We start from the raw sequence: 26,684 nt of genomic DNA, 5'->3' as shown, positions 1-26,684 counted from the left end.
CTAATTTTCTCCTCAGGCGCGGCTTGCTGCGCCCCTTCTCGTAGGGGTCGCCAGGTTCGGGAGCGATAGTCTGCTGGCCAGGCTATTAGCCAGCAGCATCCCAAACCGCGCGAGATTCTAACAGCTTGCAAGCCGCTGCGTTAGATCCGTGTCTTTAGTGTATAGAGCATTTCGAGAGCACGGCGCGGCGTCATGTCGTCCAGATCGAGCTTGGCCAGTTCATCCAGCACCGGATGCGGCAGGCTGGCAAACAGGTCGCTTTGCAGCGGCGCGGCCGGTTTACCTTTGGCCGGTGCAGGCGTCTCATGGGGCAGGGCAGTGTCCTCCAGGCGGCTCAAATGCTCGCGAGCACGCGTGATGACTTCGCTCGGCACGCCCGCCAGCTGCGCAACGGCCAGGCCATAACTCTGGCTGGCCGGCCCAGGCAGCACGTGGTGCAGGAACACGATGCGTTCATTGTGCTCGGTGGCATTGAGGTGCACGTTGGCCACCAGCGGCTGGGCTTCCGGCAGGACGGTCAGTTCAAAGTAATGGGTGGCGAACAGTGTGTAGGCGCGCAGATGCGCCAGGCGCTCGGCCGCCGCCCATGCCAGGGACAGACCGTCGAAGGTGCTGGTGCCGCGCCCGACTTCGTCCATCAGCACCAGGCTGCGCTCTGTGGCGTTGTGCAGGATGTTCGCGGTTTCGCTCATTTCCACCATGAAGGTCGAACGCCCGCCGGCCAGGTCATCGCTGGAGCCGATCCGGGTGAAGATGCGGTCGACCAGCGACAGTTCGCAACTGGCTGCCGGTACGAAGCTGCCGATGTGCGCCAGGAGCACGATCAAGGCGGTCTGACGCATGTAGGTGGATTTACCGCCCATGTTGGGACCGGTGATCACCAGCATGCGGGTGTTGTCGTCCAGGCTCAGGTCGTTGGCCACGAACGGCGTGGTCAGCACTTGTTCGACCACCGGGTGACGACCCTGGCTGATGCGCATGCACGGTTCGCTGACGAAGCGTGGGCAGTTCAGGTCGAGGTTCAGCGCACGTTCGGCCAGGTTGCTCAAGACGTCCAGCTCGGCCAGGGCGCCGGCTGTGTCCTGCAAGGGTGGCAGCTGGGCGATCAGGTCTTCGAGCAGTGCTTCGTACAGCATCTTCTCGCGGGCCAGGGCGCGGCTCTTGGCTGACAATGCCTTGTCTTCGAAGGCCTTGAGTTCCGGCGTAATGAAACGCTCGGCGCCTTTGAGCGTCTGACGGCGAACATAGTCGGCCGGTGCTGACTCCGCCTGCTTGCTTGGCAGCTCGATGAAGTAACCGTGGATGCGGTTGTAGCCGACCTTCAGGTGAGACAGGCCGGTGCGGGCCTTTTCCCGTGCCTCGAGGTCGATCAGGAATTGTCCGGCGTTTTCGCTGAGCGACTGCAGTTCGTCGAGTTCGCTGTCGTAACCGGTTTTCAGCACGCCGCCGTCACGAATGACCGCAGGCGGGTTGTCGATGATGGCTTTTTCCAGAAGTGCCGCCAGTTCCGGGTAGGTGCTGGTGATGGTGGCGAGTTGCTGGAGGTGCGGAGCTTCGAGCTCGGTCATTGCCACTTGCAGTTGCGGCAGTGCGCCGAGGGCATCACGCAAGCGGGCGAGGTCGCGTGGGCGGGCATTGCGCAGGCCGATCCGCGCAAGAATCCGCTCGATGTCGCCGATTTCCTTGAGCTGCGGTTGCAGTCTTTCGAAGCGATAGCCGTCGAGCAGGCAAGTGATCGAGGTCTGACGCGCCAACAGCACCGTCAAATCGCGCAACGGGCGATTCAGCCAGCGGGTCAGCAGGCGGCTGCCCATGGCGGTCTGGCAACGGTCCACCACCGATTGCAGGGTGTTGTCGCGGCCGCCGGCCAGGTTGGTGTCGAGCTCCAGGTTGCGACGGCTGGCGCCATCGAGCACTACAGTGTCGTCCAGGCGTTCATGGCGCAAGCTGCGCAAATGGGGCAGGGCGGTGCGCTGGGTTTCCTTGGCGTAGGCCAGCAGGCAACCCGCTGCGCCGATGGCCAGGGTCAGATTCTCACAGCCAAAGCCTTTGAGGTCCTGGGTCGAGAATTGCTGGCACAGGCTTTTGAGCGCCGAATCGCGTTCGAAATCCCACGGTGCACGGCGACGCACACCGCGGCGTTTTTCCGCCGGCAAATCCTTGGGCCAGTCATCCGGGATCAGCAGTTCCACCGGGTTGACCCGCTCCAGTTCCGCCAGCAGGTTTTCCCAACCCTTGATTTCCAGCACACTGAAGTTGCCACTGGTGATGTCCAGCACCGCCAGGCCGAACAGGCGCTCATCACCCAGAACAGCGGCGATCAGGTTGTCCCTGCGTTCATCGAGCAGCGCTTCGTCACTCACCGTTCCCGGCGTGATGATGCGCACGACCTGACGCTCCACAGGCCCTTTACTGGTAGCCGGATCGCCAACCTGCTCGCAGATCACCACCGATTCGCCCAGCTTCACCAGCTTTGCCAGGTAACCCTCGGCGGCATGGTAAGGAATCCCGCACATCGGAATCGCCTGGCCAGCCGACTGCCCGCGGGCGGTCAGGGTGATGTCCAGCAACTTGGCGGCCTTCTTTGCGTCTTCATAGAAGATCTCGTAGAAGTCGCCCATGCGGTAGAACATCAGCTGGTCCGGGTGCTGGTTTTTCAGGCGCCAGTACTGCTGCATCATCGGGGTGTGGGAGGACAGGTCGGAGACGGCTTTATTCATCGGATTGTCAGGAAGCTCGTTGAAAGAGGTGGGGCAAAAGCGGGGCAACGGCCGGGCTTTTCCGCGATGGGCGCAAGGTTACCATGGGCGGTCTACCCGACGCAGGCACCACGGCCGGGTGACACCTTTTACGATGCAAAAATCATGTTATGCACCGTTTATGCAAATCGGCATTGTCTTCTTCGAAAAGAGCAAGCACTATGCTGGCTATGCATAAACGCAACGTATCTACCGTATTAAGAGCATTGCTCGATCAGCACGGGATCTCCCCCACGGAGCTTCACCGTCGAACCGGCGTGCCTCAATCCACGCTCTCGCGCATTCTCAGCGGTAAGATCGTCGATCCTTCGGATAAACATATTTCGAAGATCGCCGAGTATTTCTCCGTGAGCACCGACCAGTTGCGTGGCCGCGCGGACGTCGCTTCTGCCGCCAATGCCGGGCGCGCTCCCGTGCATTCGGAACTCAAGGATATAAGTCTGTGGGACGACGATACCCCTGTCGATGACGACGAGGTGTCGGTTCCCTTTCTTCGCGAGGTTGAATTGGCTGCAGGATCGGGAAGATTCGTCATCGAAGAAAGCGAGCGCTCTAGCCTGCGCTTCGGCAAGCGAAGCCTGCGCCACAATGGCGTGCAGTTCGACCAGGCCAAATGCGTGACAGTGCGGGGCAACAGCATGTTGCCGGTACTGCGCGACGGTGCCACGGTCGGGGTCAATGCCGGCAAGTGTGGCATTGGCGATATCGTTGATGGCGACCTTTATGCAATCAATCACAACGGCCAATTGCGGGTGAAGCAGCTGTATCGCCTGCCGTCCGGGATTCGCTTGCGCAGTTTCAATCGTGACGAGCATCCGGACGAAGATTACACCTTTCAGGAGATCCAGGAGGAGCCGATTGTTATCCTCGGACATGTCTTCTGGTGGGGTATGTACGCCCGCTGACACCCCAGTGTTCATTTAAACCCGCTTCCCGAGCGGGTTTTTTTTCGTGTGCCGAAAGCATCGAACCGTCTTTTTGTATGCGTTAACGCATTGACTGAATATGCATAAATGCATAATCTTGCTGCCTGTCTATTCAAGAACGTGGCGTGACCGCTCACTCAAGGAGGCATGAAATGACCGCTGAGCAATATGCGTTGCTGGACATGCCTCTTTGGCTGGTCATCATCCTGCCAATACTCGGTGGCGTTACCGGTGAAATGTGGCGTGCCGATAAGGAGGGCGTTCGTGGCTGGTCCCTTATCCGGCGCCTGAGCTTGCGGTCTGGCTCCAGCATGATCTGCGGCGCCTCGGTCATCATGCTGCTGCACGCCGCCAATGTTTCCATTTGGGCGGCTTGTGCGGGAGGTTGTTTAGCGGCAATGGCCGGGACAGACGTCGTTTTAGGGTTGTATGAGCGTTGGGTGGCCAAGCGCATGGGGATCGATCATGTTCCGTCCGCTGATGTGGAAGATTGATTCCCCGGCAGGCCTTTTCCAGAGCCTCTGGTTCTTTACATTTTGATCGATCCTGTAACTTGCAAGTGCGGTCTGCTCGTGTACGGTTAACCCATCTCGCCCCATCAGGAGAAGACCGTGAAAGTAATCACCCAGCTCGCCGCTGACCTTGGCAGGCAATTGCAGATTCTCAATGCCCATGTTTCCACGGCCGAGTCCTGCACCGGAGGCGGGATCGCCGAGGCGATCACCCGTATTCCGGGCAGCTCGGCGTGGTTCGAGGCCGGTTACGTCACCTATTCCAATCTGCAGAAGAACCTGCAACTGGATGTTCCTGTGGAGTTGTTCACCACGGTGGGGGCGGTCAGTCGCGAGGTGGTCGAAGCGATGGCCAGGGGGGCGCAGGAGAAAAGTCGCGCGTATTTTTCCGTGGCGGTCAGTGGCGTAGCCGGGCCGGACGGTGGTTCGCCGAGCAAGCCAGTGGGGACGGTTTGGCTGGCCTGGGGCGTGGGCGAGCGAGTGTTCAGCGAGTTGCAACACTTCGCCGGTGACCGTGACGAGGTGCGCCGACAAACGGTGAAGGCCGCGCTAGAGGGGCTGTTGCGGTATGCCGCGGCAGAAATCTCAAATCAGGGGTAGGCGATCCGGAAACGCTGTGGAATAATACTGGCTACTTATACAGGTGTTGGCCGTCAGGCCTTATTGATTACGTGAGGACTTTAATGGACGACAACAAGAAGAAAGCCTTGGCTGCGGCCCTGGGTCAGATCGAACGTCAATTCGGCAAGGGTGCCGTAATGCGTATGGGCGATCAGGACCGTCAGGCGATCCCGGCCATCTCCACTGGCTCTCTGGGTCTGGATATCGCTCTCGGCATCGGCGGCCTGCCAAAAGGTCGTATTGTTGAAATCTACGGTCCTGAATCTTCCGGTAAAACCACACTGACACTGTCCGTGATCGCCCAGGCTCAAAAAGCCGGCGCGACCTGCGCATTCGTCGACGCCGAACACGCCCTCGACCCTGAGTACGCCGGCAAGCTGGGCGTCAACGTCGACGACCTGCTGGTTTCCCAGCCGGACACCGGCGAGCAGGCTCTGGAAATCACCGACATGCTGGTGCGTTCCAACGCGGTTGACGTGATCATCGTCGACTCCGTGGCTGCCCTGGTGCCAAAGGCTGAAATCGAAGGCGAAATGGGTGACATGCACGTGGGCCTGCAAGCCCGTCTGATGTCCCAGGCGCTGCGTAAAATCACCGGTAACATCAAGAACGCCAACTGCCTGGTGATCTTCATCAACCAGATCCGTATGAAAATCGGCGTGATGTTCGGCAGCCCGGAAACCACCACCGGTGGTAACGCACTGAAGTTCTACGCATCGGTTCGTCTGGACATCCGTCGTACTGGCGCGGTGAAGGAAGGTGATGAAGTCGTCGGTAGCGAAACCCGCGTCAAGGTTGTGAAGAACAAGGTGGCTTCGCCGTTCCGTCAGGCCGAGTTCCAGATTCTTTACGGCAAGGGCATCTACCTCAACGGTGAGATGATCGACCTGGGTGTTCTGCACGGTTTTGTTGAGAAGTCCGGTGCCTGGTATGCCTATGAAGGCACCAAGATCGGTCAGGGCAAGGCCAACTCGGCCAAGTTCCTGGCGGACAACCCGGAAGTCGCGGCAAAGCTGGAGAAGCAACTGCGTGACAAGCTCCTGTCCCCGGCATCCGTAGCAGACGCCAAAGCTTCTGCGGTCAAAGAGACCGAAGACGACCTGGCTGACGCCGATATCTGATCGAAGCGATGACCGCCGTACTCGATACACTCGTCGCGGTGCGGCGAACCGCAATGGACCTGCTCGCACGGCGCGAGCACGGTCGTGTCGAGCTGACGCGTAAACTGCGTCAGCGCGGCGCCCTCCCTGAAATGATCGAAACAGCACTCGACCGGTTGACGGAAGAGGGGTTGTTGTCCGAAACCCGTTACCTCGAAAGTTTCGTTTCCTACCGTGCCCGTTCCGGTTATGGCCCTTTACGCATTCGTGAAGAGTTGGGCCAGCGCGGCCTGCAGCGCACCGATATTGAACTCGCCCTGCGTGAGAGCGGTATTGACTGGCAGGAGCAACTGGTCGAGACCTGGCGGCGCAAGTTCTCCGGGCAATTGCCGGTAGACGCCCGGGAGAGAGCCAAGCAAGGCAGGTTCCTGGCGTATCGGGGATACTCCATGGAAATGATCAATCGCCTGTTCAGCGGTCGAGGGATGGACGATTGAACTGAAACGGCCCGCTATTTCGATAGCGGGCCGTTTTTTTATGCCTCACGTAACCTTTGACGGCTCCCGCGTGCGCTGTTGTACCTGGGGTTTTGATGGCGTCCAGTTTTCCGGCAGGTTGATGTAGTCCACAAGCTCGCGCAGACGGCCATGGTTGCGGGCGTTGAAGTTGAAGACCAGCCTCGCCAGATGGCTGAACTCGGCTTCGTCATGCTCTTCACCGCTGTAAGCGTGCTGATGGAAGTGATCGCTCAGACACAGGTCGGCGAAAGCTTCCTGCATGTATTCGAGTGCCTGGTCGTTGAGTGCGTGATTCATGCGAATGAGGAACTGATGCTTGAGCCAGCGACTGGAGTGGAAGTTGCTGTAGAACTGGTTGATGTGCTCTACCGCTTCTTCGACGTTGTAGACCAGTTTCACCAGCTTCATGTCGGTGGGCAGGATGTAGTGGTTTTCCTCCAGTTGCTGGTGAATGAAGTCCAGTGCGCCTTGCCAGAATTTGCCGCCCGGCGTGTCGAGCAGCACCACGGGCACCAATGGGCTTTTGCCGGTCTGGATCAGCGTCAGCACTTCCAGCGCCTCATCCAGCGTACCGAAGCCACCCGGGCACAGCACCAGGGCATCGGCTTCCTTGACGAAGAACAGCTTGCGAGTGAAGAAGAAGTGGAAGGGCAGCAGATTGGTCGTGCCATCGACAGTGGGGTTGGCATGCTGTTCGAAGGGCAGCGTGATGTTGAACCCAAGGCTGTGTGTCAGGCCGGCGCCCTCATGGGCGGCGGCCATGATACCGCCACCGGCGCCGGTAATGACCATCATGTCCGAGCGCGCCAGCGCGGCACCGAGCTCCCGGGCCATGCTGTAGAGCGGATGTTCCATGGAGGTGCGAGCCGAGCCGAACACGGTGACTTTGCGTCGCCCCTTGAATTGTTCGAGTACGCGGAAAGCCTGTTCCAGCTCACGCAGGGCTTGCAGGGTGATTTTGGCATTCCAGCGATTGTGGTCTTCCTGGGCCATGCGCAGCACGGTCAGGATCATGTCGCGGTAGATCGGGATGTTCGGGCTGTTGGGTGAAATCAGCTTGAGTTGTTCTTCGACCTTGTTGATGAGGTCATGGCCGCTTTCTTCAAAATGACGGCTCAGGAGGTCATTCGGTTGGTAAGGCATTCAACTTCTCCTTCTGCACAGAACCCTCGGCCCGACAACGTACATCGGTGCCACGACACTTCATGTGTCGCTGTCTGCCCAGGCCCATGCCTGGGCGATCTACTTGACCCGAAAGGTATCGGATCATCCAAACAGGCTCTGTTTTTCCCTTGGATGAAAGAAACAATCGCACAACACGACAAGCGACGGCCAGCCTCTTTCCAGCCCTGAAAAAGTGAACATGGATACCCTGAATCTAGACCTTCGCAGTAATTTTCGCTGACTTGATCATTGCGCCACAAAGTTTTTCCTGGCAACCGCTTATTGACGATTTGCAAGGTGCTTTCACCGCTCGTCTGAACGTACGTCGCATGTGCGGCACTCTGATTTACTAAGTTACAGGCGTCACACGACAACTTTGCGTCAACGGCAGGGCGCACGGTGCAAGCGGATTAAGGATTTATCGCTCAAACATGAGTGAAGTGCAGGGAGGCGGGAAACCATGGCCAGAGTCGTTCTGGAGATCGATACGCATCTGTATCGATTGCTGAAGTCATCGGCCGAGACCAATCATTTGAGTCTCGAAGAGGAGTGCTGCCGGCGTTTGCGTGGCGGCGAGCGTCGTTCGCATTACTTGCAGGCGCTGCTGGCAGAATTGCGCGCCGAAGATGAACAACGGCGCGCCAACTCCCGGTGATTACTTTTTCTTCTTGGCCGGTTGCAGGCAATCCGATTCCTGGAAGCTTGCGGAGCCGACCGGGCGGTTGGTCTTCACCTCGGTGAAGTCGTAACGCATGATCGCGCCCTTGGCCATCAGCTTGCGAAACCCTTCGTTTCTGCAGACAGAAGCTCCCAACTGGAAGTAGACCGCTTTCGGGTCTGCACGCATCTTGTCGGCGTGGCTGCTCTGCACGCTCAGATGGTTGATCAGCTGTTTACCTTCAACGGTGTAGCCTTGATCGAGTATGTCTTCGTTGATCGCTCGTGGAGTGCCGACGCTGCTCTGGGTAGCGACGTTTTGCAGCATTTTGTTCAGTTCCGTGTCTTTCAAGGACGCAGCCTGGGCGTTGAAGGACGACGCCAGCAAAATGGCCGCGGTAGGAACGATAAGGCGCAGCATGAAACTCTCCTGGTTCAGTGATGGGGGTTGGACCCGTCACGTGACTGTGCGTTCAGTGGCGGCGAATTATAGGGGAGGCGGGCTGGACGGTACAGGCTTGCGCCGGGCGGTCTGGTAAACTGCTGGCACTTTTTACCCTGTCGAGTGTTTTTCGTGTCGATTTCCGTTTCCTGTCGGCGTTGCCCGCGATGAGTCGTGCCTCCACGCGATTTGCAGTGAATGCTGTAGCCCGCTTGCGCGACCAGCGCGAGGAGGAGGGCATCAAGCCGATTCAGGCCCGAGGCTGGCGCGCCCCGCGTTGCCGTGACTGCCGGGTGATCGAGAGTCACTGCCTGTGCGCATGGCGTCCGCAGGTCGCTACCCGCTCCGGCGTGTGCCTGATCATGACCAACAAGGAAGTCTTCAAGCCAAGCAACACCGGTTGGCTGATCGCCGATGTGGTGCCTGACAACCATGCCTTCATCTGGTCCCGTACCGAGGTCGATCCGACGTTGCTGGCGCTGTTGTCCGACCCCCAATGGCAGCCTTACCTGGTGTTTCCGGGGGAGTACGTCGAGCCTGAGCGTGTGACAAACAGCGTGGATGTCGATGGCACGAAGCGCCCCTTGTTCATTCTGTTGGATGCGACCTGGACCGAAGCGCGGAAGATCTTTCGCAAGAGCCCCTATTTCGACCGATTGCCGATCCTCAGTTTATTGCCCGAAAAACTCTCCCGTTACCGATTGCGCCGATCAACCCGCAGCGAACATCTGTGTACGGCGGAGGTTGCCGCGCTGTGCCTCGACCTTGCGGGCGATGTAGCCGCAGCATCGGCGCTGGATGCCTATTTCGATGTGTTCAGCCAGCATTACCTCGACGCCAAACATCAGTTGGACATGAATGTTTCGACCCCGGCGCACGCCGAGTTGATGCCCTATGTTCAGTCGGCAAGCCCAGTGATGGACTGATTGTTGCCCATACTGCAATAAAGTGTACCGGCCACGCTGCTTGACCACCCCGGCTTCGCTGGGCATGCTTGGCGCCGATCAGGGTGCGGCCAGAGTTTGCAACGCGGTTTTTGCGTCGAGCGTGCCTTGTCAGTGCAGCTCCGTGGCCGTGCCTTGAGTTGCTTTGGCGAGGTCCGAATGCATCGGGCGCCCCATGAAAAACAGGATCATTTGAAAAATGGCCACATACGAAATCCTGATTGCCGATGACCACCCACTTTTTCGTAGTGCCTTGCATCAAGCGCTGACCCTGGGCCTTGGCCCGGATGTGCGCCTGGTGGAAGTGGCGAGCATCGCCGAACTGGAAGTCCGCCTGACGGAAAAGTCCGATTGGGATCTGGTACTGCTGGATCTGAACATGCCGGGGGCCTATGGTTTTTCCGGGCTGGTCCTGCTGCGCGGTCAGTACCCGCAGATTCCGGTGGTCATGGTCTCGGCCCAGGAAGAACCGACCATTATGGTCAAGTCACGTGAATTCGGCGCCAGTGGCTTCATTCCCAAGTCCAGCGACTTGAGTGTGATCCAGAAAGCCGTGCGTGCAGTCCTCGATGGTGACGTGTTCTGGCCGCCGCAGGCGTTCGAAGCGGTCAGCGTCTCCGATGAGGCCAAGGCGGCCAGCGAAGGCCTTGCCAGTCTGACGCCGCAGCAATTCCGGGTGCTGACCATGGTCTGCGAAGGTTTGCTGAACAAGCAGATCGCCTACGAATTGAGTGTTTCCGAGGCGACTATCAAGGCGCACGTCACCGCGATTTTCCGTAAGCTGAATGTGCGGACCCGGACCCAGGCCGCGCTGCTCTTGCAACAACTTGAGTCAATTTCCAGTCATTAAAGGCTGGCAACTTCACGCTTTTTTGACTTTGGTTGAACTAGCTTTCCCACTTCTTTTTTGTCAGTTGCCCACTCTATGTCACCTTTCAAAGGCCAGACCGGCCTGAAACGAATTCTCAATGCCTCCGGTTATTCGCTGGACGGCCTGCGCGCAGCCTTCACCGGAGAAGCCGCCTTTCGGCAATTGGTATTGCTCAACGTCATCCTGATTCCGTTGTCGTTCTTCCTGAATGTCAGCCGGGTCGAACGGGCGTTGTTGATCGCGGTATGCCTGTTGGCGCTAATTGTCGAGTTGCTCAACTCGGCAGTGGAAGCGGCCATCGACCGCATTTCCCTTGAACGGCACCCGTTGTCCAAGAATGCCAAGGACATGGGCAGTGCCGCCCAGTTCGTGGCATTGAGCATGATCGCCCTGGTGTGGGCGGTGATTCTGCTCTAAGCGATCGTCGGCAGCACGATCTCGTCGCTGCGCTGAACCCCGGCGGTGAAGGCGCGGCACAGATCGAGGAATTCGCGCATCGCCGATGTCTGATATTTCTGTTTATGCCAGATGAAATAAAACTGTCGCGCCAGATCCAGATCCGGCGTCTCGACAGGCACCAGACTGCCGCGACGGAATGCGTCGCGCAAAGCCAGTCTGGAAATGCAGCCAATCCCCAAACCTGATTCCACCGCGCGTTTGATCGCTTCGGTGTGCTCAAGCTCTAGCCGGATGTTTAAAGAAGTGCGGTGATGGCGCATGGCTTGATCGAAGGTCAACCGCGTGCCGGAGCCCTGCTCGCGCAAGATCCAGGCTTCGTGGCTCAACTCGTCCATGGTGGCCGTGCCGCGCTTGGCCAATGGGTGCTGAGGGGCGCAAAACACCACCAATTCGTCCTCGACCCAGCTTTGTACTTCGATGTCCGGGTGACTGCAGTCGCCTTCGATCAGACCCAGATCAATTTCATAGTGGGCCACTTGCTGCACGATATTGGCAGTGTTCTGTACGTGCAGCTTCACCTGGCTTTCCGGATGGCGCTGCATGAAGCCGCCGATCAGCAGGGTGGCCAGGTAATTGCCGATGGTCAGGGTCGCGCCCACGGCCAGTGAACCGAAACCGGACTTGCCGTTGAGCAGGTCTTCGATTTCCTTGGCCTGATCCAGCAGGGCGACAGCTTGCGGCAACAGTTGTTTACCGAGGGCGTTGAGGCTCAACCGTTTGCCGGCACGGTCGAACAGTTGGCAGCTGCACTGGCGCTCCAACTCGGTGATCGAGGTGCTCGCCGCCGATTGCGAGAGGTTGAGCAGGCCCGCAGCACGGGACACGCTTTCCTGCTGGGCGACGGCGACGAATACTTGAAGTTGACGGAGAGTAAATCGCATATCGATATAACCGATAACCCTTATCTTAATAATCCATTTAACAGATATTGTGTCTACCTTTAGAATGCGATGCAATTGCGCAGAGCTGGCTTTTTTGCAGAGCAGGCGCCGAACACGCGCAGACAAATCTCCAGGAGTCCCACGTACATGAGCAACATGAACCACGAGCGTGTCCTCAGTGTTCATCACTGGAACGACACTCTGTTCAGCTTCAAGTGCACCCGTGACCCGGGCCTGCGCTTCGAGAACGGTCAGTTCGTGATGATCGGCCTGCAACAGCCCAACGGCCGCCCGCTTATGCGTGCTTACTCGATTGCCAGCCCGAACTGGGAAGAGCATCTCGAGTTCTTCAGCATCAAGGTGCCTGATGGTCCGCTGACTTCGCAGTTGCAGCATCTGAAGGAAGGCGACGAGATCATCATCAGCAAGAAGCCTACGGGCACACTGGTGCTGGATGACTTGAAGCCTGGCAAACACTTGTACCTGCTCAGCACCGGTACCGGTCTGGCGCCGTTCATGAGCGTCATCCAGGATCCGGAAACCTACGAGCGTTTCGAAAAAGTGATCCTGTGCCACGGCGTGCGTTACGTCAACGAAGTCGCTTACCGCGAGTTCATCACCGAGCACTTGCCGCAGAACGAATTCTTCGGCGAAGCGCTGCGTGACAAATTGATCTACTACCCGACCGTGACCCGCGAGCCGTTCGAGAACGAAGGTCGCCTGACCGACCTGATGCGCAGCGGCAAGCTGTTCAGCGACATCGGTCTGCCACCGATCAACCCGCAGGACGACCGCGCCATGCTGTGCGGCAGCCCGAGCATGCTCGACGAGACCAGCGAAGTGCTGAACAGCTTCGGCCTGAAGGTTTCGCCGCGCATGCGCGAACCGGGTGATTACCTGATCGAGCGTGCATTCGTCGAGAAGTAAGCCGTATCAAACCTGTGGGAGCGAGCTTGCTCGCGATAGCGATGTAACTTTCAACGAAGATGTTGATTGATAGTCTGTCATCGCGAGCAAGCTCGCTCCCACATTGATTTTGCTTCGCTCATAAAAAGCCCGCGTTGCCTGTGAAGGCAGCGCGGGCTTTTTGTATTTTCGGCGTTCAGGTTTTCGCGGGAATGACTTCCAGGACGCGGATCAGCTCCGGTGTCGGGTAATGCCAACGCACATCCAGATCCCAGAACTGCGCACCGTATTCCCGCTCGGGTGCCGGTGTTTGGTAGGCCGGGCGTGGATCTTGTGCCAGGCATTGCTCGATCAGCTCAACCAAGGGCTCTTCAAGGCGCTGGGCATGCTTGTGAGCCTGTTGCAGCGCTGCATCCGCCCACTGCACCGGAATCAACAGCGGCGCGGCGCTGGCGATGCTGTTGGTGGCTGTATCGATGATGTCGGCGTAGGGCACGTAGGGTTTGATATCGAGAATCGGCGTGCCATCCAGCAGATCGATGCCCGAGATCCACAAGCGACCGGCTTCGACTTTGTCCAGTTTCACCACCGACTGCCCAATGCCATTGGGGCGGTGGGTGGCGCGGGTGGCGAACACGCCCATGGATTTGTTGCCGCCGAGGCGAGGAGGGCGGACCTTCAGGCGAGGCTTTTCCTCCAGGGCCTGGTGGAACAGGAACAGCAGCCACACGTGGCTGACCTGCTCCAGGCCCTGTACCGCGTCCCCTTGATCGAACGGTGCCACCAGTTCCAGCACCCCACGGGCGGCCGGAGCCAGTTGCGGCTGGCGCGGAATGGCGAACTTTTCCTTGAAGCAGGAGCGCACGAAGCCGATGGGGGAAACGCTGTAGGTCATGGTTTGAGGTCGAGGCGGGAAGAGGGTGGGCATGATAACCCGATCAACCATTGCTTAGGCGGTGCCTGTCATTCCGTCATCGCGGGCAAGCCCGCTCCCACAGGCTCACCTGTTCTGTGTCTACCACGCAACCCCTGTGGGAGCGAGCCTGCTCGCGATGGCCGCACCGCCGATTTCAGAGACTGAACCCACCATCCAGCGGAATGATATTCCCAGTCATATAGGCTCCCGCGGTACTCGCCAAACTGATCGCCAGCGCCGCCATCTCTTCCTCGCGGCCCCAGCGCTTCATTGGAATCAACGCCGTGTCCTGCGCCAGCGCCTGTTCATCATTGCCAATGTGCCGGGTCATCTTGCTCGGAAAACGCCCCGGGGCGATCACATTGACGTTGATGTGCTGGCTCACCAGTTCGCGCGCCAGAATCCTCGACAGTTGATGCAACGCAGCCTTGCTCGGCCCGTAGGCATACGCCTGTTCACCGAAGGATGAAATCCCGGCTACCGAACCAATGTTGATGATCCGCGCCGGATTCTGTGCCGAGCCGGCCTTGCGCAGCAGCGGCAGGAATTGCTGGATACAGTTGAACACCGACGTCACGTTGAGCTGCATGACTTTTTCCCAACCCTTCATCGGGTAGCTCTCCAGTGGAGCGCCCCAGGTGGTGCCGGCATTGTTCACCAGAATGTCCAGATGGGAGATCTGCTCGCCCAGGCGTGTGGCCAGTTGCAGGACGCCCTCTTCGGTGGCGAGGTTGGCTGCCATGGCGTGGCAGCGTCCAAGTGCTCCGAGTTCGTCAGCGGTTTGCTGGCAGGCCTCGGCGTCGCGGGCGCAGACGTACACGGTGGCACCCGCCTCGACGTAGGCCTTGGCGATCATCTTGCCGATACCACGGGTGCCGCCGGTCACCAGGGCGGTGCGACCTTGCAGGGAAAAGTACGGGTGCATGGCGAATCCTGAGAGCTGAGGTCTTTACACCCTAGCCGTCGGCCGCGGTCAGCGGAGCCACTATTTTCGAAGGGAATGAGGGGCCATTAGGCCTAATGCCGGTCAGTTAAACGGTAATGCGATCTGTAGCAGCTGCCGAGCCCGCGAGGCTGCGTTCGGCTGCATAGCAGTCGTGAGCCCAGCTGACGCGGCCTGCCTGACGTATCGCAATAACTGATTTTACGACTGCTTCGCAGCCGAACGCAGCCTCGCGGGCCCGGCAGCTGCTACAAAGGGTGTCGCTGCTTTACGCTCTCACTCGCAGAGTGAGGCCCTTGAGGAAATTGCGCAGCAGCTGGTCGCCGCACGGGCGGTAGTTGGTGTGGCCGAACTTGCGGAACAGTGCGCTCAGCTCAGGCTTGGACACCGGGAACTCGGCGGCCTTGAGGATCGCGTGCATGTCGTCTTCTTTCAGCTCGAACGCCACCCGCAGCTTTTTCAGGATGATGTTGTTGGTCACCGGCACTTCGATCGGCTGCGGCGGACGGCTTTCGTCCTTGCCGCGCTTGAAGATCACCAGGCCATCGAGGAAATGTGCCATGACTTCGTCCGGGCAGCGTACGAAGCCTTCTTCGTCTTCCTCTTTCTTGTCGAGGTACGTCACCAGGTCTGCCAGGGCCACGTCCTTGCCGCCGAGCTTGATGATCTCGATGACTTTCTTGTCGCTGATGTCGAGCATGTAGCGCACGCTGCGCAGTACGTCGTTATGGATCATGTGTGCAGTCCTGATAATTCAGCTATGGGCGCCGCCGAAAACAGCAGCGCCGAAAGGTGTGGTGGCGCGGGAAGCCTTAGAACTTCTCTTTGCCGGACAAGTAGCGCCATTGCCCCACGGGCACTTTGCCGATGGACACGCCGCCGATGCGGATGCGGCGGATGGCGACGACCTTCAGGCCGACGGCCTGGCACAGCTGGGCGATGATGCCCGGTTGCGGATTCTTCATGGCAAAGCGCAGGCGGTTTTCGTTCTGCCAGCTGGCCTTGACCGCCGGCAACTCCTTGCCCTTGTAGGTCAGGCCGTGGTTCAGGCGGTTCAGGCCGTGAGCCACCATCTCGCCTTCAACCTCGACCACATACTCTTGCTCGATCTTGCTGGAGTCGGCGGTGAGTTTGCGCAGGATTTTCCAGTCCTGGGTGAACACCAGCAGGCCGCTGGCGTTGGCCTGCAGGTCGGTGCTGGCGGTCAGGCGCAGGAAATGGCCACGCAACGGGCGCTTGCCGTAACGGTGTTCTTCGCTCAGGGTCTCGGCGCCGAGGGTGGCCATGGCGGTGTCTGCATCCATGCCGGCGGGCACATTGAGCAGCAGCGTCACCGGTTCCGGTGCGGTGGCCTTGGCTTCTGGATCAAGCTCGACTTTCTGGGTGTCGACCTTGAATTGCGGCTCGTCGATGACCACGCCGTCGACGGTGACCCAGCCGCCCTCGATGAACAGCTCAGCCTCCCGACGGGAACAGCCGACGAGTTCGATGAGGCGTTTGGAGAGACGAATCGGGTCAGTCATGTCAGGGCCGTAACAAAAAGGGGGTGGGCATTGTACCTGCCTGGCGCCGGTTAATCGCGGTTCCATTTACGCCGCGAGGCATTTTGTGGGAGCGGGCTTGCTCCCACAGTGGTTCTGTTGTGTCAGCCATTGCGTGTCAGTTGTTCTGGCTGGCGCAGGCGCATGTGCAGCAGCGGATATGGCTGGCCCATGCCATCGACTTCCGAACGACCGATCACCTCGAAGCCCTGCTTGAAGTAAAAGCCGAGGGCTTGCGGGTTTTGTTCGTTGACGTCCAGTTCGACGGCGTTCAGGTGTTCCAGGGCATAGCGCAACAATTTCTTGCCCAGGCCCTGGCCGCGATGGTCAGGGTCGATGAAGAGCATTTCGATCTTGCCTGCCGCGACGCCGGCGAACCCGGTGATGCGCTGGCTCGAATCCTTGGTGCAGATCAGCATCACTGCGTCGAGGTAGCGGGTCAGCACCAGGTTTTTCAGCAGTTCGATGTAGCTGTCTGGCAGAAAGTCGTGGGTGGCACGCACCGAGGCCTCCCAGACCCGGGTCAATTCTTCGAAGTCGCTGAGTTTCGGCGTGTGGATGACCGAATGCTGACGCATGCCCGTCTGCTCCTTCTGCAGTGGTTGACAGGAATCCTTTCAACCTCAAACGATAGCCGTAAAAAAGCCCCGCTTCTCGTCAAGAGAGCGGGGCTTTGCGTATTTTTTGCGTTTAGATCTGTTCAGCCCACAGATCGTATTCGTCGGCGTCGGTCACTTTGCACCAGGCCTTGTCGCCCGGCTTGAGGTTGCTGCCGTTGTCGATGAATACGTTGCCGTCGATTTCCGGGGCATCGAAGAAGCAGCGGCCCACTGCGCCTTGCTCGTCGACTTCATCGACCAGCACTTCGATCTCACGGCCGATGCGCATTTGCAGGCGCGCCGAGCTGATGGCCTGCTGGTGCGCCATGAAGCGCTCCCAACGGTCCTGCTTGACGTCGTCCGGGACGACTTCCAGGTCCAGGTCATTGGCCGGTGCGCCTTCTACCGGCGAGTACTGGAAGCAGCCAACGCGGTCGAGCTGGGCTTCGGTCAGCCAGTTCAGCAGGTACTGGAAATCTTCTTCGGTTTCGCCCGGGAAGCCGACAATGAAGGTCGAACGGATGATCAGGTCCGGGCAGATTTCGCGCCAGTTCTTGATCCGCGCCAGGGTCTTGTCTTCGAAGGCCGGGCGTTTCATCGACTTCAGCACTTTCGGGCTGGCGTGCTGGAACGGGATGTCCAGGTACGGCAGGATCTTGCCGGCGGCCATCAACGGGATCAGCTCGTCGACGTGCGGGTACGGGTAAACGTAGTGCAGGCGAACCCAGACGCCGAGGGTGCTCAGGGCTTCGCAGAGTTCGGTCATGCGGGTTTTCACCGGCGCGCCGTTCCAGAAACCGGTGCGGTATTTCACGTCGACACCATAGGCGCTGGTGTCCTGGGAGATCACCAACAGCTCTTTGACGCCGGACTTGACCAGGCGCTGGGCCTCGTCGAGCACGTCGCCCACCGGACGGCTGACCAGCTTGCCGCGCATCGACGGGATGATGCAGAAGCTGCAGCTGTGGTTGCAGCCTTCGGAAATCTTCAGGTAGGCGTAGTGGCGCGGGGTCAATTTGATGCCTTGCGGCGGCACCAGGTCGATCAGCGGGTTGTGGTCCTGGCGCGGCGGCACGACGTCGTGCACGGCGTTGACCACTTGCTCGTACTGCTGCGGACCGGTCACGGCCAGCACGCTCGGGTGTACGTTGCGAATGTTGCCTTCTTCGACGCCCATGCAGCCGGTCACGATGACCTTGCCGTTTTCCTTGATGGCTTCGCCGATCACTTCCAGGGACTCGGCCTTGGCCGAATCGATGAAGCCGCAAGTGTTGACTACCACGACGTCGGCGTCCTGGTAGGTGGACACCACGTCATAGCCTTCCATGCGCAGCTGGGTAAGGATGCGCTCGGAGTCGACCAGTGCTTTGGGGCAACCCAGGGATACGAAGCCAACCTTTGGATTGGCCGGCGCAGGAGTGGTGGACATGTCTAACCTCGGTGTTTTGTGACGCCGCTTGCCGGGCAGGGCAAAACCGACGGACGGGCGCTTGAACTGCGCCTCTGATCAAAAAGTGCGCAATTCTAGCGATGAGTCGCTCACTTGACCAGCTTTATGCAGGGAAATACGACGAGTGCTGCGCTATGCTTCGCGCCGTTACGCTTTACTGGGTTTTTACTGTCAACAAAACGTCTGTAACGTGAAGTAAAACAGCGCATGCTGCACGACAAAGCATAGTGCTTCTTTCAAAGAAGCCCGGGTCTGAGAAGTAGGAGTGGTGGATGGGTCAGGCAAGTAGTCAGGCTGCAGGTGCCGAGCATTCGGCGGTGAAGCCGATCGGCATGCTGGTCGCGGCAGTCGGGGTGGTTTATGGCGATATCGGCACCAGTCCGTTGTACACCCTCAAAGAAGTGTTTTCCGGAGGCTATGGCGTGCCGGTCAACCATGACGGGGTGCTGGGGATCCTGGCGCTGATCTTCTGGTCGCTGATCTGGGTCGTGTCGATCAAGTACATGATGTTTGTGCTGCGCGCCGACAACCAGGGCGAAGGCGGGATCATGGCCTTGACCGCACTGGCCCGGCGGGCGGCGGCGGGGCACGCCAAATTGCGCATGTTGCTGGTGGTCTGCGGACTGATCGGCGCGGCGTTGTTCTATGGCGACAGCATGATTACCCCGGCGATTTCCGTGCTGTCGGCGATTGAAGGCCTGGGGCTGGCCTTCGAAGGCATCGACCATTGGGTGGTGCCATTGTCACTGGTGGTGCTGGTCGCGCTGTTTCTGATTCAGAGTCACGGGACCGCGCGCATCGGCATTCTGTTCGGGCCGATCATGGTCACCTGGTTCCTTGTGCTGGGTGCATTGGGTGTCTATGGCATCAGCCAGCATCCGGAAGTTCTGCAAGCGATGAACCCGGTGTGGGGCGTACGCTTCTTCATGGTCCATCCGGGCATGGGCGTGTCGATTCTCGGCGCTGTGGTGCTGGCATTGACCGGTGCCGAGGCCCTTTACGCGGACATGGGTCACTTCGGTCGCAAGCCGATCGCTCGTGCCTGGTTTATTCTCGTGCTGCCGGCGCTGGTGCTGAACTATTTCGGTCAGGGTGCCTTGCTGCTGGGCGACCCGGAAGCGGCTCGTAACCCGTTCTACCTGCTGGCACCGAACTGGGCATTGATCCCGCTGGTCGGCCTGTCGACCCTGGCCACGGTGATTGCCTCGCAAGCGGTGATTTCCGGTGCGTTCTCCCTGACTCGTCAGGCCATCCAGCTCGGTTACATTCCGCGCATGCACATCCGGCACACCTCCAGCGCCGAACAGGGCCAGATCTACATCGGCGCGGTGAACTGGGCGCTGATGGTTGGCGTGGTGCTGTTGGTGCTGGGCTTCGAATCCTCCGGTGCCCTGGCCTCGGCCTACGGTGTGGCGGTGACCGGGACCATGCTGATGACCAGCATTCTGGTGTCCGCGGTGATTCTGTTGCTGTGGAAGTGGCCACCGGTCCTTGTGGTGCCGATCCTCTTGGGTTTCCTGCTGGTAGACGGTGTGTACTTCGCCGCCAACGTGCCGAAAATCATTCAGGGCGGTGCATTCCCGGTAATCGCCGGTTTCGCCTTGTTTGTGCTGATGACCACCTGGAAGCGCGGCAAGCAATTGCTGGTGGAGCGCATCGATGAAGGTGGGCTGCCACTGCCGATCTTCATCAGCAGCATCGCCGTGCAACCGCCGCATCGCGTGCAGGGCACGGCAGTGTTCCTCACCGCGCGACCGGACGCCGTGCCCCACGCGCTGTTGCACAACTTGTTGCATAACCAGGTACTGCACGAGCAAGTGGTGCTGCTGACGGTGGTCTACGAAGACATCCCGCGGGTGCCGCCATCACGACGGTTCGAGGTCGATGCCTACGGCGAAGGTTTCTTCCGGGTGATCCTGCATTTCGGCTTCATCGATGAGCCGGACGTGCCACAGGCGTTGAAGCTGTGTCATCTCGATGAGCTGAACTTCAGTCCGATGCGCACCACTTACTTCCTCAGTCGCGAGACGGTCATCGCCTCCAAGCTCGAAGGCATGTCGCGTTGGCGTGAGGCGCTGTTTGCGTTCATGTTGCAGAACGCCAATGGCAATTTGCGTTTCTTCAATCTGCCGCTGAACCGGGTGATTGAACTGGGTACTCAGGTGGAGATGTAAGCGACCCACAAAAAGCCCCCGTTGCCTTGCGGCAGCGGGGGCTTTTTTGTGGGCGGTCGCCGTTACTGGAGTCCATTGGATTTCCATGTGGGAGCGAGCCTGCTCGCGATTGCGATCTAGCAGGCGACTCCCGAGCTGAATGTCAGATCGTCATCGCGAGCAGGCTCGCTCCTACAGGGGATGTGTGGTGCACGCAAGAATGAAAAAGCCCCCGCTACCGTAAGGTAACGAGGGCTATTTTGCTGGCTGTCAGATCACTCTGTAGCAGCTGTTTCCTTCGGCTGGCGCTTCTCGATGATGTCCACCAGACGCTTGGCCAGCGCCGGGTAGTTCTCGTCGAAGTGGTGACCGCCGGGCAGTTTCATCGCTTCGCCTACCGCAGTCTTGTCGGTGCAGCCGCTTTCGTCGGTTTCCTCTTCACCGTAGATGCACACCACTTTGGCGGCTGGCAACCTGGCCATTTCCGGGCCGGTGGCGGCTTCCTTGCCGGCGTTACCGAGCCAGCCTTCGACTTCGATTTCAAAGCTGCCGGTACGGGCGAAGGCCAGCAGGATGATTGCGTCAACGCGATTCTGCTCCGACTCGGCCAGGCGGTTGTAGATCGCCGGCAGAACATCCGCGCCGAACGAGTAGCCGGTCAGGATGAAACGCTTGGTGCCCCATTTCTGCCGGTAGTGTTGCATCAGTTCAGCCAGGTCCAGCGCGCTTTGCTCCGGGCTCTTGTGCTGCCAGTAGTAGCGCAGGGTGTCGATGCCGACCACCGGGTAGCCGATCTTGGCCATCTCGCCCGCCACGTCGCGGTCGAGGTCGCGCCAGCCGCCGTCACCGGACAGGAACAGGGTCACAGTGTCCCTGGCCTGGCCCGCCGGCACTTCGACCACCGGGATCTGCAGGCCGCCAGCGGCTTTGTCGCCACCGACGAGGATCTTGCGCAGTTCGTTGTTCAACACTTGCGGCAGGTTGATGTCGTAGTCGCTGATGCTGGTTTCGGCATTGACCTGGTCGCGCACAAAACCGGCACTGGTGTCGTCCGGGTTGTCGTTCCAGGCTGCCAGCCAGTGGCCGTGGGCGGCGCTTTTCGGCAACAGGTGAGTGCAGCCACCCTTTTCCAGGGCCAGGTCGACCGAGACAGCGTAAGCCTTGTCATCCTTTTGCTCGGACAACCAGCGCCAGGCCAGCACGGCGCCCGGGCCGATGCCGCCGACCAGGGTCGCCGGGCCTTTGAGTTCTCGCAGACCTGATTGCAGGGCACGGCTTTGCAGCAGGCAGTCCTTGGGCAGGATCACCTGGACAATCTGCGCCGAGCCACTGCGGCTCAGGGTCATCAATTGCTTGTCGCTGAGTTTCTGGTCTTCGTTGACCGCCACCAGTACCTGGGCGCGTGGCGTGGTGCCGGGGATGACACGGGTCATCGCCGCACCATCGGCCGGGGTCAGCCATTCGAGGGTCGGTTCCGGTGCCGGGCGTTTCAGGTACCAGTACCCGCCACCGAGAATCAGGGCCACTATCACCAGTGTGCCCAATACATACCGCAAGGAGCGTTGAATCATCAGCGTTTCACCAATCCGGTCAAGCCGCCCGCGATCAGGGCAGCAGTGTCGGCCAGCGCAACCAGCGGATCGAGTCCGGCGGGCACGGCCATATAACGGGGTTCCCAATCAGGCTGGAACTTGTCTTTGAAGCGGCGCAAGCCCTGGAAGTTGTATAGCTGCTCACCACGGCGGAATACCATCGAGCCCAGGCGCTGGGTCAATGGCGCGCCGCGACGGGGTTGTAACCCCGACAACGGCACCATGCCCAGGCTGAAACGCGCGTACCCATGATTTTTATAATGTTGAATCAGGCCGACCATCATGAACTCCATGGTCAGCTTCGGGGCATCCGGGTGCGCGCGCATCAGGTCGAGGCTGGCCAGGTCATGACCGTAGGTCTCGAGCAAGTTGGCGAACGCCACCGGGCGCCCTTCGAAGCGAATCACCGCGATGCGGAAATACTTGAGGTAGTCATCGCTGAAGCGGCCCAGCGAAAAACCTTTCTCCCGGACATTCTTGCCGGTCAGCCAGGCATCGGAGATCACCTTGAGCTCATCCATCGGTGCGTGGCCCGGCTCAAAGATTTCCAGCGACAGGCCGTCACGGGTGCCACGGTTCCAGGTGTAGCGCAGGTCCTTCATCTCTTTGCCCTTGGCTTCGAGATCAAAACGCTTCAGGTCGACCCTGGCTTCTTCGCCGAGCTTGATCGCCGTCAGGCCGATGTCCATGTAGTACGGCAGGTTCTCTGCGCGCACTTGATAAAACACGGGACGGGCGTGGTGGATGTCGCACAGGTCGCGGAACTGCCAGATCATTTCCGCCCGTTGCTGGCCCGGGCCGATCGGGTCATACAGCGCCACCAGGCTGCGGCCGCGACGGGCGTACATCAGGAATGCTTCGTCATTGGGGTGAAACAGCAGCGCCTTGTCACCGGTCAGGGCCAGGCCGCCATCCGGTTGGGCCGATGCCATGAGGATCTTGCTGGCGCGTTCCAGTTCGTCGGGCGTCGGCAGGTGTATGACCGGGCGCGCAGTGCGCAGCAGCCAGGTCAGTGACACCACCACCAGCAGCACCGCGGCACCGAGCAGCGAGCGCAGGCCGCGAGGGGCGTCGGCGTCGAGGGTGAACTGCCACCAGAGTTGGTGGCTGTAGGGAACGTCCTGATAGGCGAACAGCAGCAGCCAGATCGACGCGCCGAGCACGCACAGGCTGGCGACCAGGTACAACGGCGAGAACGGCACTTCAGTCAGGCGGCTGGGGCGGTAGAACGAGCGGCGGAATACCCCGAGCAGGCTCGCCGTCAGCACCATCAGGCTGGCTTCTTCCCAGTCAAAACCCTTGAGCAGCGAGAGCAGGGCGCCGACCAGCAACAGAATGGTGGTCAGCATCCACGCGGCTGACAGCCGGCGACGCAGCCCCTGGGCCAGCAACAGGCACAGAACGCCGACCAGGCTGGCGCCAAAGTGCGAAGCATCGACCAGTCGATGGGGGATGAGAAAACCGATGTGCTCCAGGCGGGTATCGATTTCCGGGGTGGCGCCGGAGAACAGCAGGACAACGCCGGACAGGAATACCAGCACCGCCAGTATCGGAGCCGCCAGGCCTGAGGCCGCGCGCAATGTCTGGCGTGTCTGGAACAGACGCTGACCTTCGTTGATCAGCAGCAGCAGGCAGGCCACCAGCAACGGCAGGACCACGTAGATCAAGCGATAGAGCAGCAGGGCGGCCGCCAGTGGCGCGGCGCCAAGGGTGTCGGAAAACGCGGCCAGCAAAATCGCCTCGAACACCCCGACTCCGCCCGGCACATGGCTGAGCACGCCGGCGGCCAGAGCCAGCAGGTAAACCAATAGGAACGCACCGAAAGGCGGAGTTTCCGGCAGCAGCAGATAGAGCACGGTTGCGGCGGCGGCTACGTCCAGGGCGGTGATGATCAATTGCAGGAACGTCAGTCGAAGCCCGGGCAGGCGCAAGGTGCGGCGTCCGACCTTGACCAGCAGGTTGTCCGGGTAAGGCTGTTCCGGCAGTCGACGACGGTAGATGCCTAAGGCCAGCACCGAAAACAACACGAGCACGGCAGTCGCCACCACGCCCAGCAAGGTCTCGGAGAGCCCCAGCGCGGTGGACGCGGCAGACAGGTCGCTGAGCGTCGCCAGGGCGGCCAGTGGTGGCAGGGCGCAACCTAGCGAGAGGCTGGCGAACAGCGTCATGCGGGCGACTTCAGCCGCTCCCAGGCCATGACGGGCATAGAGGCGATAGCGGACCGAGCCGCCCGACAACATTGAAAGACCGATGGCATTGCCGATGGCAAAGGCCGTGAAACCGCCCAGTGCCAGCGTGCGCGGTGTCAGGCTCACTCCGGCATAGCGGCTGGCCGACCATTCGTAGCCGAGCAGAATGATGAAGCCCACCACGGTTGCGCCCAGTGCGCCCATCAAGGCAGGTTTCGGAACTTCGAGGATCGAGTCGTGCAGCGCGTAAAGGTCGAGTTCGCTCAACAGGTGGCGACAGGCAATCAGCGCGATCGCGAACAACAGCAGGGTGACCGCCAGGCCAATGGGTTGACGGTATTTGCTCAATCGATCAAGCAGACGCAGGCGCTCAGCCTTGATCGGTTGTGTCGCTGTGACAGTGTCTTGTGAATCAGACGAGTTGGCGCGCATCAATCACCTCTTGGATTGTGCGCGACAGGATGGGGGTATCCAGCCAAGTTACCAATCCCTGCAGAAAAAAATAATCACAAATATTAACGCCTATCACCCGGCAACAGGGACGGCGCGTTATCAGTCGTGAAGGCTTCAGCCTGCGATAGAGCATAGTCTGAACCCGGCGCATGGGAGACCCCCAAACGGCTTGCTACACAGTGACAGATCATTGTTGCGAAAGGACTTTTTCAACAGATACAAAAAAGGCCACTCTTTCGAGTAGCCTTTTTTGATGTTTGGTTGCGGGAGCCGGATTTGAACCGACGACCTTCGGGTTATGAGCCCGACGAGCTACCAGACTGCTCCATCCCGCGTCTGTGTGGCGGCATTCTATAGAGTAATGCCGGGGTGTCAACCGTTAATCCTGAAGCAGGTCAAATAAACGTTGAATCGCGGCAAACGGTCGCAGCGATGGTCTAAGTTTCGGAATCAGAACGATTTCCGCTTTCGGCGTCGCTGAGTGTCCAGGCCGTGTTCCTGCGTTCGGCGCTACAAAACGAGCGCCCACAAAAAAGGCCACTCTTTCGAGTAGCCTTTTTTGATGTTTGGTTGCGGGAGCCGGATTTGAACCGACGACCTTCGGGTTATGAGCCCGACGAGCTACCAGACTGCTCCATCCCGCGTCTGTGTGGCTGCATTCTATAGAGATACGCCGGGGTGTCAACCGTCAATTCCGATAAAACCTGTTTTGCTTCAATCGGTTAGCTTGCCGAGGGGCGGGTTGGTCAGCCTGTGAGGCAGGCGGGGCAAGGCCTGCGGCTCTATCGCGAATGTTTTTTCGATTGAAAAAATAAATTTACCAATGACATTTCCCACGAGTCGAAAAGAACATTCAGACTACTGGTGCTATATACAGGTGTCGGTGAGATACTGGATGTCCGTCACACCAATACGCCTTTTCCTTGCCATGAACACTGCTTTGCCATGACTCAGCGAAAGATCATCCACGTCGATTGTGACTGTTTCTACGCCGCCATTGAGATGCGCGACGACCCGCGCCTGGCCGGTAAGCCATTGGCGGTGGGCGGGTCGGCGGATCGGCGCGGGGTGATTGCCACGTGCAATTATGAGGCGCGAGCGTACGGGGTGCGTTCGGCGATGTCCTCCGGGCATGCCTTGAAACTGTGCCCGGACCTGACCATCGTCAAGCCACGCATGGATGCTTATAGAGAGGCGTCCAGGGAAATTCACACGATCTTTCGCGAATACACCGAGATCATTGAGCCGCTTTCGCTCGACGAGGCGTACCTCGATGTGTCGGACAGCGCACATTTCGGCGGCAGTGCAACGCGAATCGCTCAGGACATCCGGCGCCGGGTCTCCAACCAATTGCATATCACCGTGTCGGCGGGAGTGGCGCCAAACAAGTTTCTGGCCAAGATCGCCAGTGACTGGAAAAAGCCCAACGGCCTGTTTGTCATTACACCGGACCAGGTCGAGGACTTTGTCAGTGGCTTGCCGGTGAGCAAATTGCACGGGGTCGGCAAAGTCACCGCCGACAAGCTCGGCAAACTGGGTATCACCGATTGCCTGCAATTGCGCGAGTGGGACAAGTTGGCGTTGGTGCGAGAGTTCGGCAGCTTTGGCGAGCGACTCTGGAGCCTGGCCCGTGGGATTGATGATCGTGTGGTGCACAACGACAGTCGTCGTCAGTCGATCAGTGTCGAAAATACCTACGACGTGGATCTACCGGATCTGGTGAGTTGCCTGGATAAATTGCCCGAGTTGCTGGAAACCCTGGCCGGTCGCATGGCGCGAATCGACAGCAGTTATCGGCCTGGCAAGCCATTCGTCAAAGTGAAATTCCATGATTTTACCCAGACCACACTGGAGCAGGCCGGGGCAGGGCGGGATCTGGGGAGTTATCAGTTGATGTTGACCCAAGCCTTCAATCGCGGCGGTAAACCGGTGCGGTTGTTGGGCGTCGGCGTGCGGCTGGAAGACTTGCGGGGCGGGTTCGAGCAGATGGAGTTGTTTGAGCGGTAGTGGAAGATAGAGGTTTGGTGGTGAATGTCAGGCCGCCTTCGCGAGCAAGCCCGCTCCCGCATTAATCCAATGTGGGAGCGG

24 protein-coding genes and 2 tRNA genes are annotated in these 26,684 nt (G+C 59.6%); 12 read left to right on the top strand and 14 right to left on the bottom strand.

What is annotated here, in order from left to right:
• Positions 1-140: 140 nt before the first annotated feature.
• A complete protein-coding gene (gene mutS / locus AB4Z35_RS00485; protein ID WP_442095658.1) occupies positions 141-2,720 on the bottom strand; it encodes a DNA mismatch repair protein MutS in 2,580 nt (859 codons plus the stop codon).
• Positions 2,721-2,929: 209 nt separating this feature from the next.
• Here mutS and AB4Z35_RS00480 point away from each other — a divergent pair, with 209 nt between their 5' ends.
• The 5 genes from AB4Z35_RS00480 to recX all read left to right on the top strand — a co-directional run bounded on the left by AB4Z35_RS00480 (position 2,930) and on the right by recX (position 6,415).
• Entirely contained in the window at positions 2,930-3,664 is a 735-nt protein-coding gene (locus tag AB4Z35_RS00480; protein WP_033052267.1) for a LexA family transcriptional regulator, read from the top strand.
• A 173-nt stretch (positions 3,665-3,837) separates the two neighbouring features.
• Positions 3,838-4,179, top strand: a complete 342-nt coding sequence (locus AB4Z35_RS00475) for a phage holin family protein (protein ID WP_108227900.1) — start codon at positions 3,838-3,840, stop codon at positions 4,177-4,179.
• Positions 4,180-4,296: 117 nt separating this feature from the next.
• The gene (locus tag AB4Z35_RS00470) at positions 4,297-4,797 is read left to right on the top strand and encodes a CinA family protein (protein WP_007971146.1); all 501 of its coding nucleotides are present in this window, start codon (positions 4,297-4,299) and stop codon (positions 4,795-4,797) included.
• Positions 4,798-4,880: 83 nt separating this feature from the next.
• A complete protein-coding gene (gene recA, locus AB4Z35_RS00465; protein ID WP_007996915.1) occupies positions 4,881-5,939 on the top strand; it encodes a recombinase RecA in 1,059 nt (352 codons plus the stop codon).
• Positions 5,940-5,947: 8 nt separating this feature from the next.
• A complete protein-coding gene (gene recX, locus AB4Z35_RS00460) occupies positions 5,948-6,415 on the top strand; it encodes a recombination regulator RecX (RefSeq protein WP_007996914.1) in 468 nt (155 codons plus the stop codon).
• A 45-nt stretch (positions 6,416-6,460) separates the two neighbouring features.
• Here the strand turns inward: recX and AB4Z35_RS00455 are convergent, their stop codons facing one another.
• A complete protein-coding gene (locus AB4Z35_RS00455; RefSeq protein ID WP_007996913.1) occupies positions 6,461-7,579 on the bottom strand; it encodes a TIGR00730 family Rossman fold protein in 1,119 nt (372 codons plus the stop codon).
• Between the two features lie 481 nt (positions 7,580-8,060).
• Between AB4Z35_RS00455 and AB4Z35_RS00450 the strand changes: the two genes are divergently transcribed.
• Complete coding sequence (locus AB4Z35_RS00450; RefSeq protein ID WP_007996911.1) at positions 8,061-8,255, top strand: hypothetical protein; 195 nt, start codon at positions 8,061-8,063, stop codon at positions 8,253-8,255.
• On the opposite strand, the gene AB4Z35_RS00445 is transcribed toward AB4Z35_RS00450, so the two are convergent.
• Positions 8,256-8,678, bottom strand: coding sequence for a quorum-sensing-regulated virulence factor family protein (locus tag AB4Z35_RS00445; RefSeq protein WP_007990204.1), 423 nt, complete (start codon positions 8,676-8,678; stop codon positions 8,256-8,258). It lies immediately after the preceding gene.
• A gap of 188 nt (positions 8,679-8,866) precedes the next feature.
• Between AB4Z35_RS00445 and AB4Z35_RS00440 the strand changes: the two genes are divergently transcribed.
• From AB4Z35_RS00440 to AB4Z35_RS00430, 3 genes are all read left to right on the top strand, one after another.
• Positions 8,867-9,625 (top strand): tRNA-uridine aminocarboxypropyltransferase, encoded by a 759-nt coding sequence (locus tag AB4Z35_RS00440; protein WP_442095657.1) that lies wholly within the window; start codon positions 8,867-8,869, stop codon positions 9,623-9,625.
• Positions 9,626-9,842: 217 nt separating this feature from the next.
• A complete protein-coding gene (gene erdR / locus AB4Z35_RS00435; protein WP_008054094.1) occupies positions 9,843-10,493 on the top strand; it encodes a response regulator transcription factor ErdR in 651 nt (216 codons plus the stop codon).
• Between the two features lie 75 nt (positions 10,494-10,568).
• Positions 10,569-10,931, top strand: a complete 363-nt coding sequence (locus AB4Z35_RS00430; RefSeq protein ID WP_007996906.1) for a diacylglycerol kinase — start codon at positions 10,569-10,571, stop codon at positions 10,929-10,931.
• Here the strand turns inward: AB4Z35_RS00430 and AB4Z35_RS00425 are convergent.
• Positions 10,928-11,854 (bottom strand): LysR family transcriptional regulator, encoded by a 927-nt coding sequence (locus tag AB4Z35_RS00425; RefSeq protein ID WP_007996903.1) that lies wholly within the window; start codon positions 11,852-11,854, stop codon positions 10,928-10,930. The two genes, AB4Z35_RS00430 and AB4Z35_RS00425, sit on opposite strands and share 4 nt — an antisense overlap.
• Positions 11,855-12,001: 147 nt before the next feature.
• Between AB4Z35_RS00425 and fpr the strand changes: the two genes are divergently transcribed.
• Complete coding sequence (fpr, locus tag AB4Z35_RS00420) at positions 12,002-12,781, top strand: ferredoxin-NADP reductase (protein WP_003443014.1); 780 nt, start codon at positions 12,002-12,004, stop codon at positions 12,779-12,781.
• A gap of 175 nt (positions 12,782-12,956) precedes the next feature.
• Here the strand turns inward: fpr and tsaA are convergent, their stop codons facing one another.
• The 6 genes from tsaA to rimO form a co-directional block, all read right to left on the bottom strand.
• Positions 12,957-13,655: a tRNA (N6-threonylcarbamoyladenosine(37)-N6)-methyltransferase TrmO gene (tsaA, locus tag AB4Z35_RS00415; RefSeq protein WP_442095656.1), complete on the bottom strand. Its 699-nt coding sequence runs from the start codon at positions 13,653-13,655 to the stop codon at positions 12,957-12,959.
• A gap of 175 nt (positions 13,656-13,830) precedes the next feature.
• Complete coding sequence (locus tag AB4Z35_RS00410; RefSeq protein ID WP_442095655.1) at positions 13,831-14,601, bottom strand: SDR family oxidoreductase; 771 nt, start codon at positions 14,599-14,601, stop codon at positions 13,831-13,833.
• 286 nt (positions 14,602-14,887) lie between these two features.
• Positions 14,888-15,355: a DUF1456 family protein gene (locus AB4Z35_RS00405; RefSeq protein WP_442095654.1), complete on the bottom strand. Its 468-nt coding sequence runs from the start codon at positions 15,353-15,355 to the stop codon at positions 14,888-14,890.
• Between the two features lie 76 nt (positions 15,356-15,431).
• Entirely contained in the window at positions 15,432-16,142 is a 711-nt protein-coding gene (locus AB4Z35_RS00400; protein ID WP_007992725.1) for an rRNA pseudouridine synthase, read from the bottom strand.
• A gap of 122 nt (positions 16,143-16,264) precedes the next feature.
• Positions 16,265-16,738, bottom strand: a complete 474-nt coding sequence (locus AB4Z35_RS00395; RefSeq protein WP_442095653.1) for an acetyltransferase — start codon at positions 16,736-16,738, stop codon at positions 16,265-16,267.
• 112 nt (positions 16,739-16,850) lie between these two features.
• Positions 16,851-18,188 carry a 30S ribosomal protein S12 methylthiotransferase RimO gene (rimO, locus tag AB4Z35_RS00390; protein WP_442095652.1) on the bottom strand — a complete coding sequence of 446 codons (1,338 nt, stop codon included), beginning with the start codon at positions 18,186-18,188 and terminating at the stop codon, positions 16,851-16,853.
• Between the two features lie 293 nt (positions 18,189-18,481).
• Here rimO and AB4Z35_RS00385 point away from each other — a divergent pair, with 293 nt between their 5' ends.
• Entirely contained in the window at positions 18,482-20,383 is a 1,902-nt protein-coding gene (locus AB4Z35_RS00385; protein WP_442095651.1) for a potassium transporter Kup, read from the top strand.
• 254 nt (positions 20,384-20,637) lie between these two features.
• Here AB4Z35_RS00385 and AB4Z35_RS00380 read toward each other — a convergent pair whose 3' ends face one another.
• From AB4Z35_RS00380 to AB4Z35_RS00365, 4 genes are all read right to left on the bottom strand, one after another.
• Positions 20,638-21,933: a virulence factor family protein gene (locus tag AB4Z35_RS00380; RefSeq protein WP_007996897.1), complete on the bottom strand. Its 1,296-nt coding sequence runs from the start codon at positions 21,931-21,933 to the stop codon at positions 20,638-20,640.
• The gene (gene mprF / locus AB4Z35_RS00375; protein ID WP_442095650.1) at positions 21,933-24,575 is read right to left on the bottom strand and encodes a bifunctional lysylphosphatidylglycerol flippase/synthetase MprF; all 2,643 of its coding nucleotides are present in this window, start codon (positions 24,573-24,575) and stop codon (positions 21,933-21,935) included. Before mprF ends, AB4Z35_RS00380 begins: the two co-directional genes overlap by 1 nt.
• Positions 24,576-24,854: 279 nt before the next feature.
• Positions 24,855-24,931 (bottom strand) — tRNA-Met (locus AB4Z35_RS00370).
• Positions 24,932-25,163: 232 nt separating this feature from the next.
• A tRNA-Met gene (locus AB4Z35_RS00365) sits at positions 25,164-25,240 on the bottom strand.
• A 301-nt stretch (positions 25,241-25,541) separates the two neighbouring features.
• Between AB4Z35_RS00365 and dinB the strand changes: the two genes are divergently transcribed.
• On the top strand, positions 25,542-26,603 hold the full coding sequence (gene dinB / locus AB4Z35_RS00360) for a DNA polymerase IV (RefSeq protein ID WP_442095649.1): 1,062 nt from the start codon (positions 25,542-25,544) through the stop codon (positions 26,601-26,603).
• Positions 26,604-26,684 lie beyond the last annotated feature (81 nt).

Origin of the sequence: Pseudomonas sp. KB_15, assembly GCF_052114525.1 — a bacterium.
Taxonomy (GTDB): Bacteria; Pseudomonadota; Gammaproteobacteria; order Pseudomonadales; family Pseudomonadaceae; genus Aquipseudomonas.
Note: the sequence above shows the minus strand (reverse complement) of the source record. Positions and strands in the feature narration are given on the sequence as shown.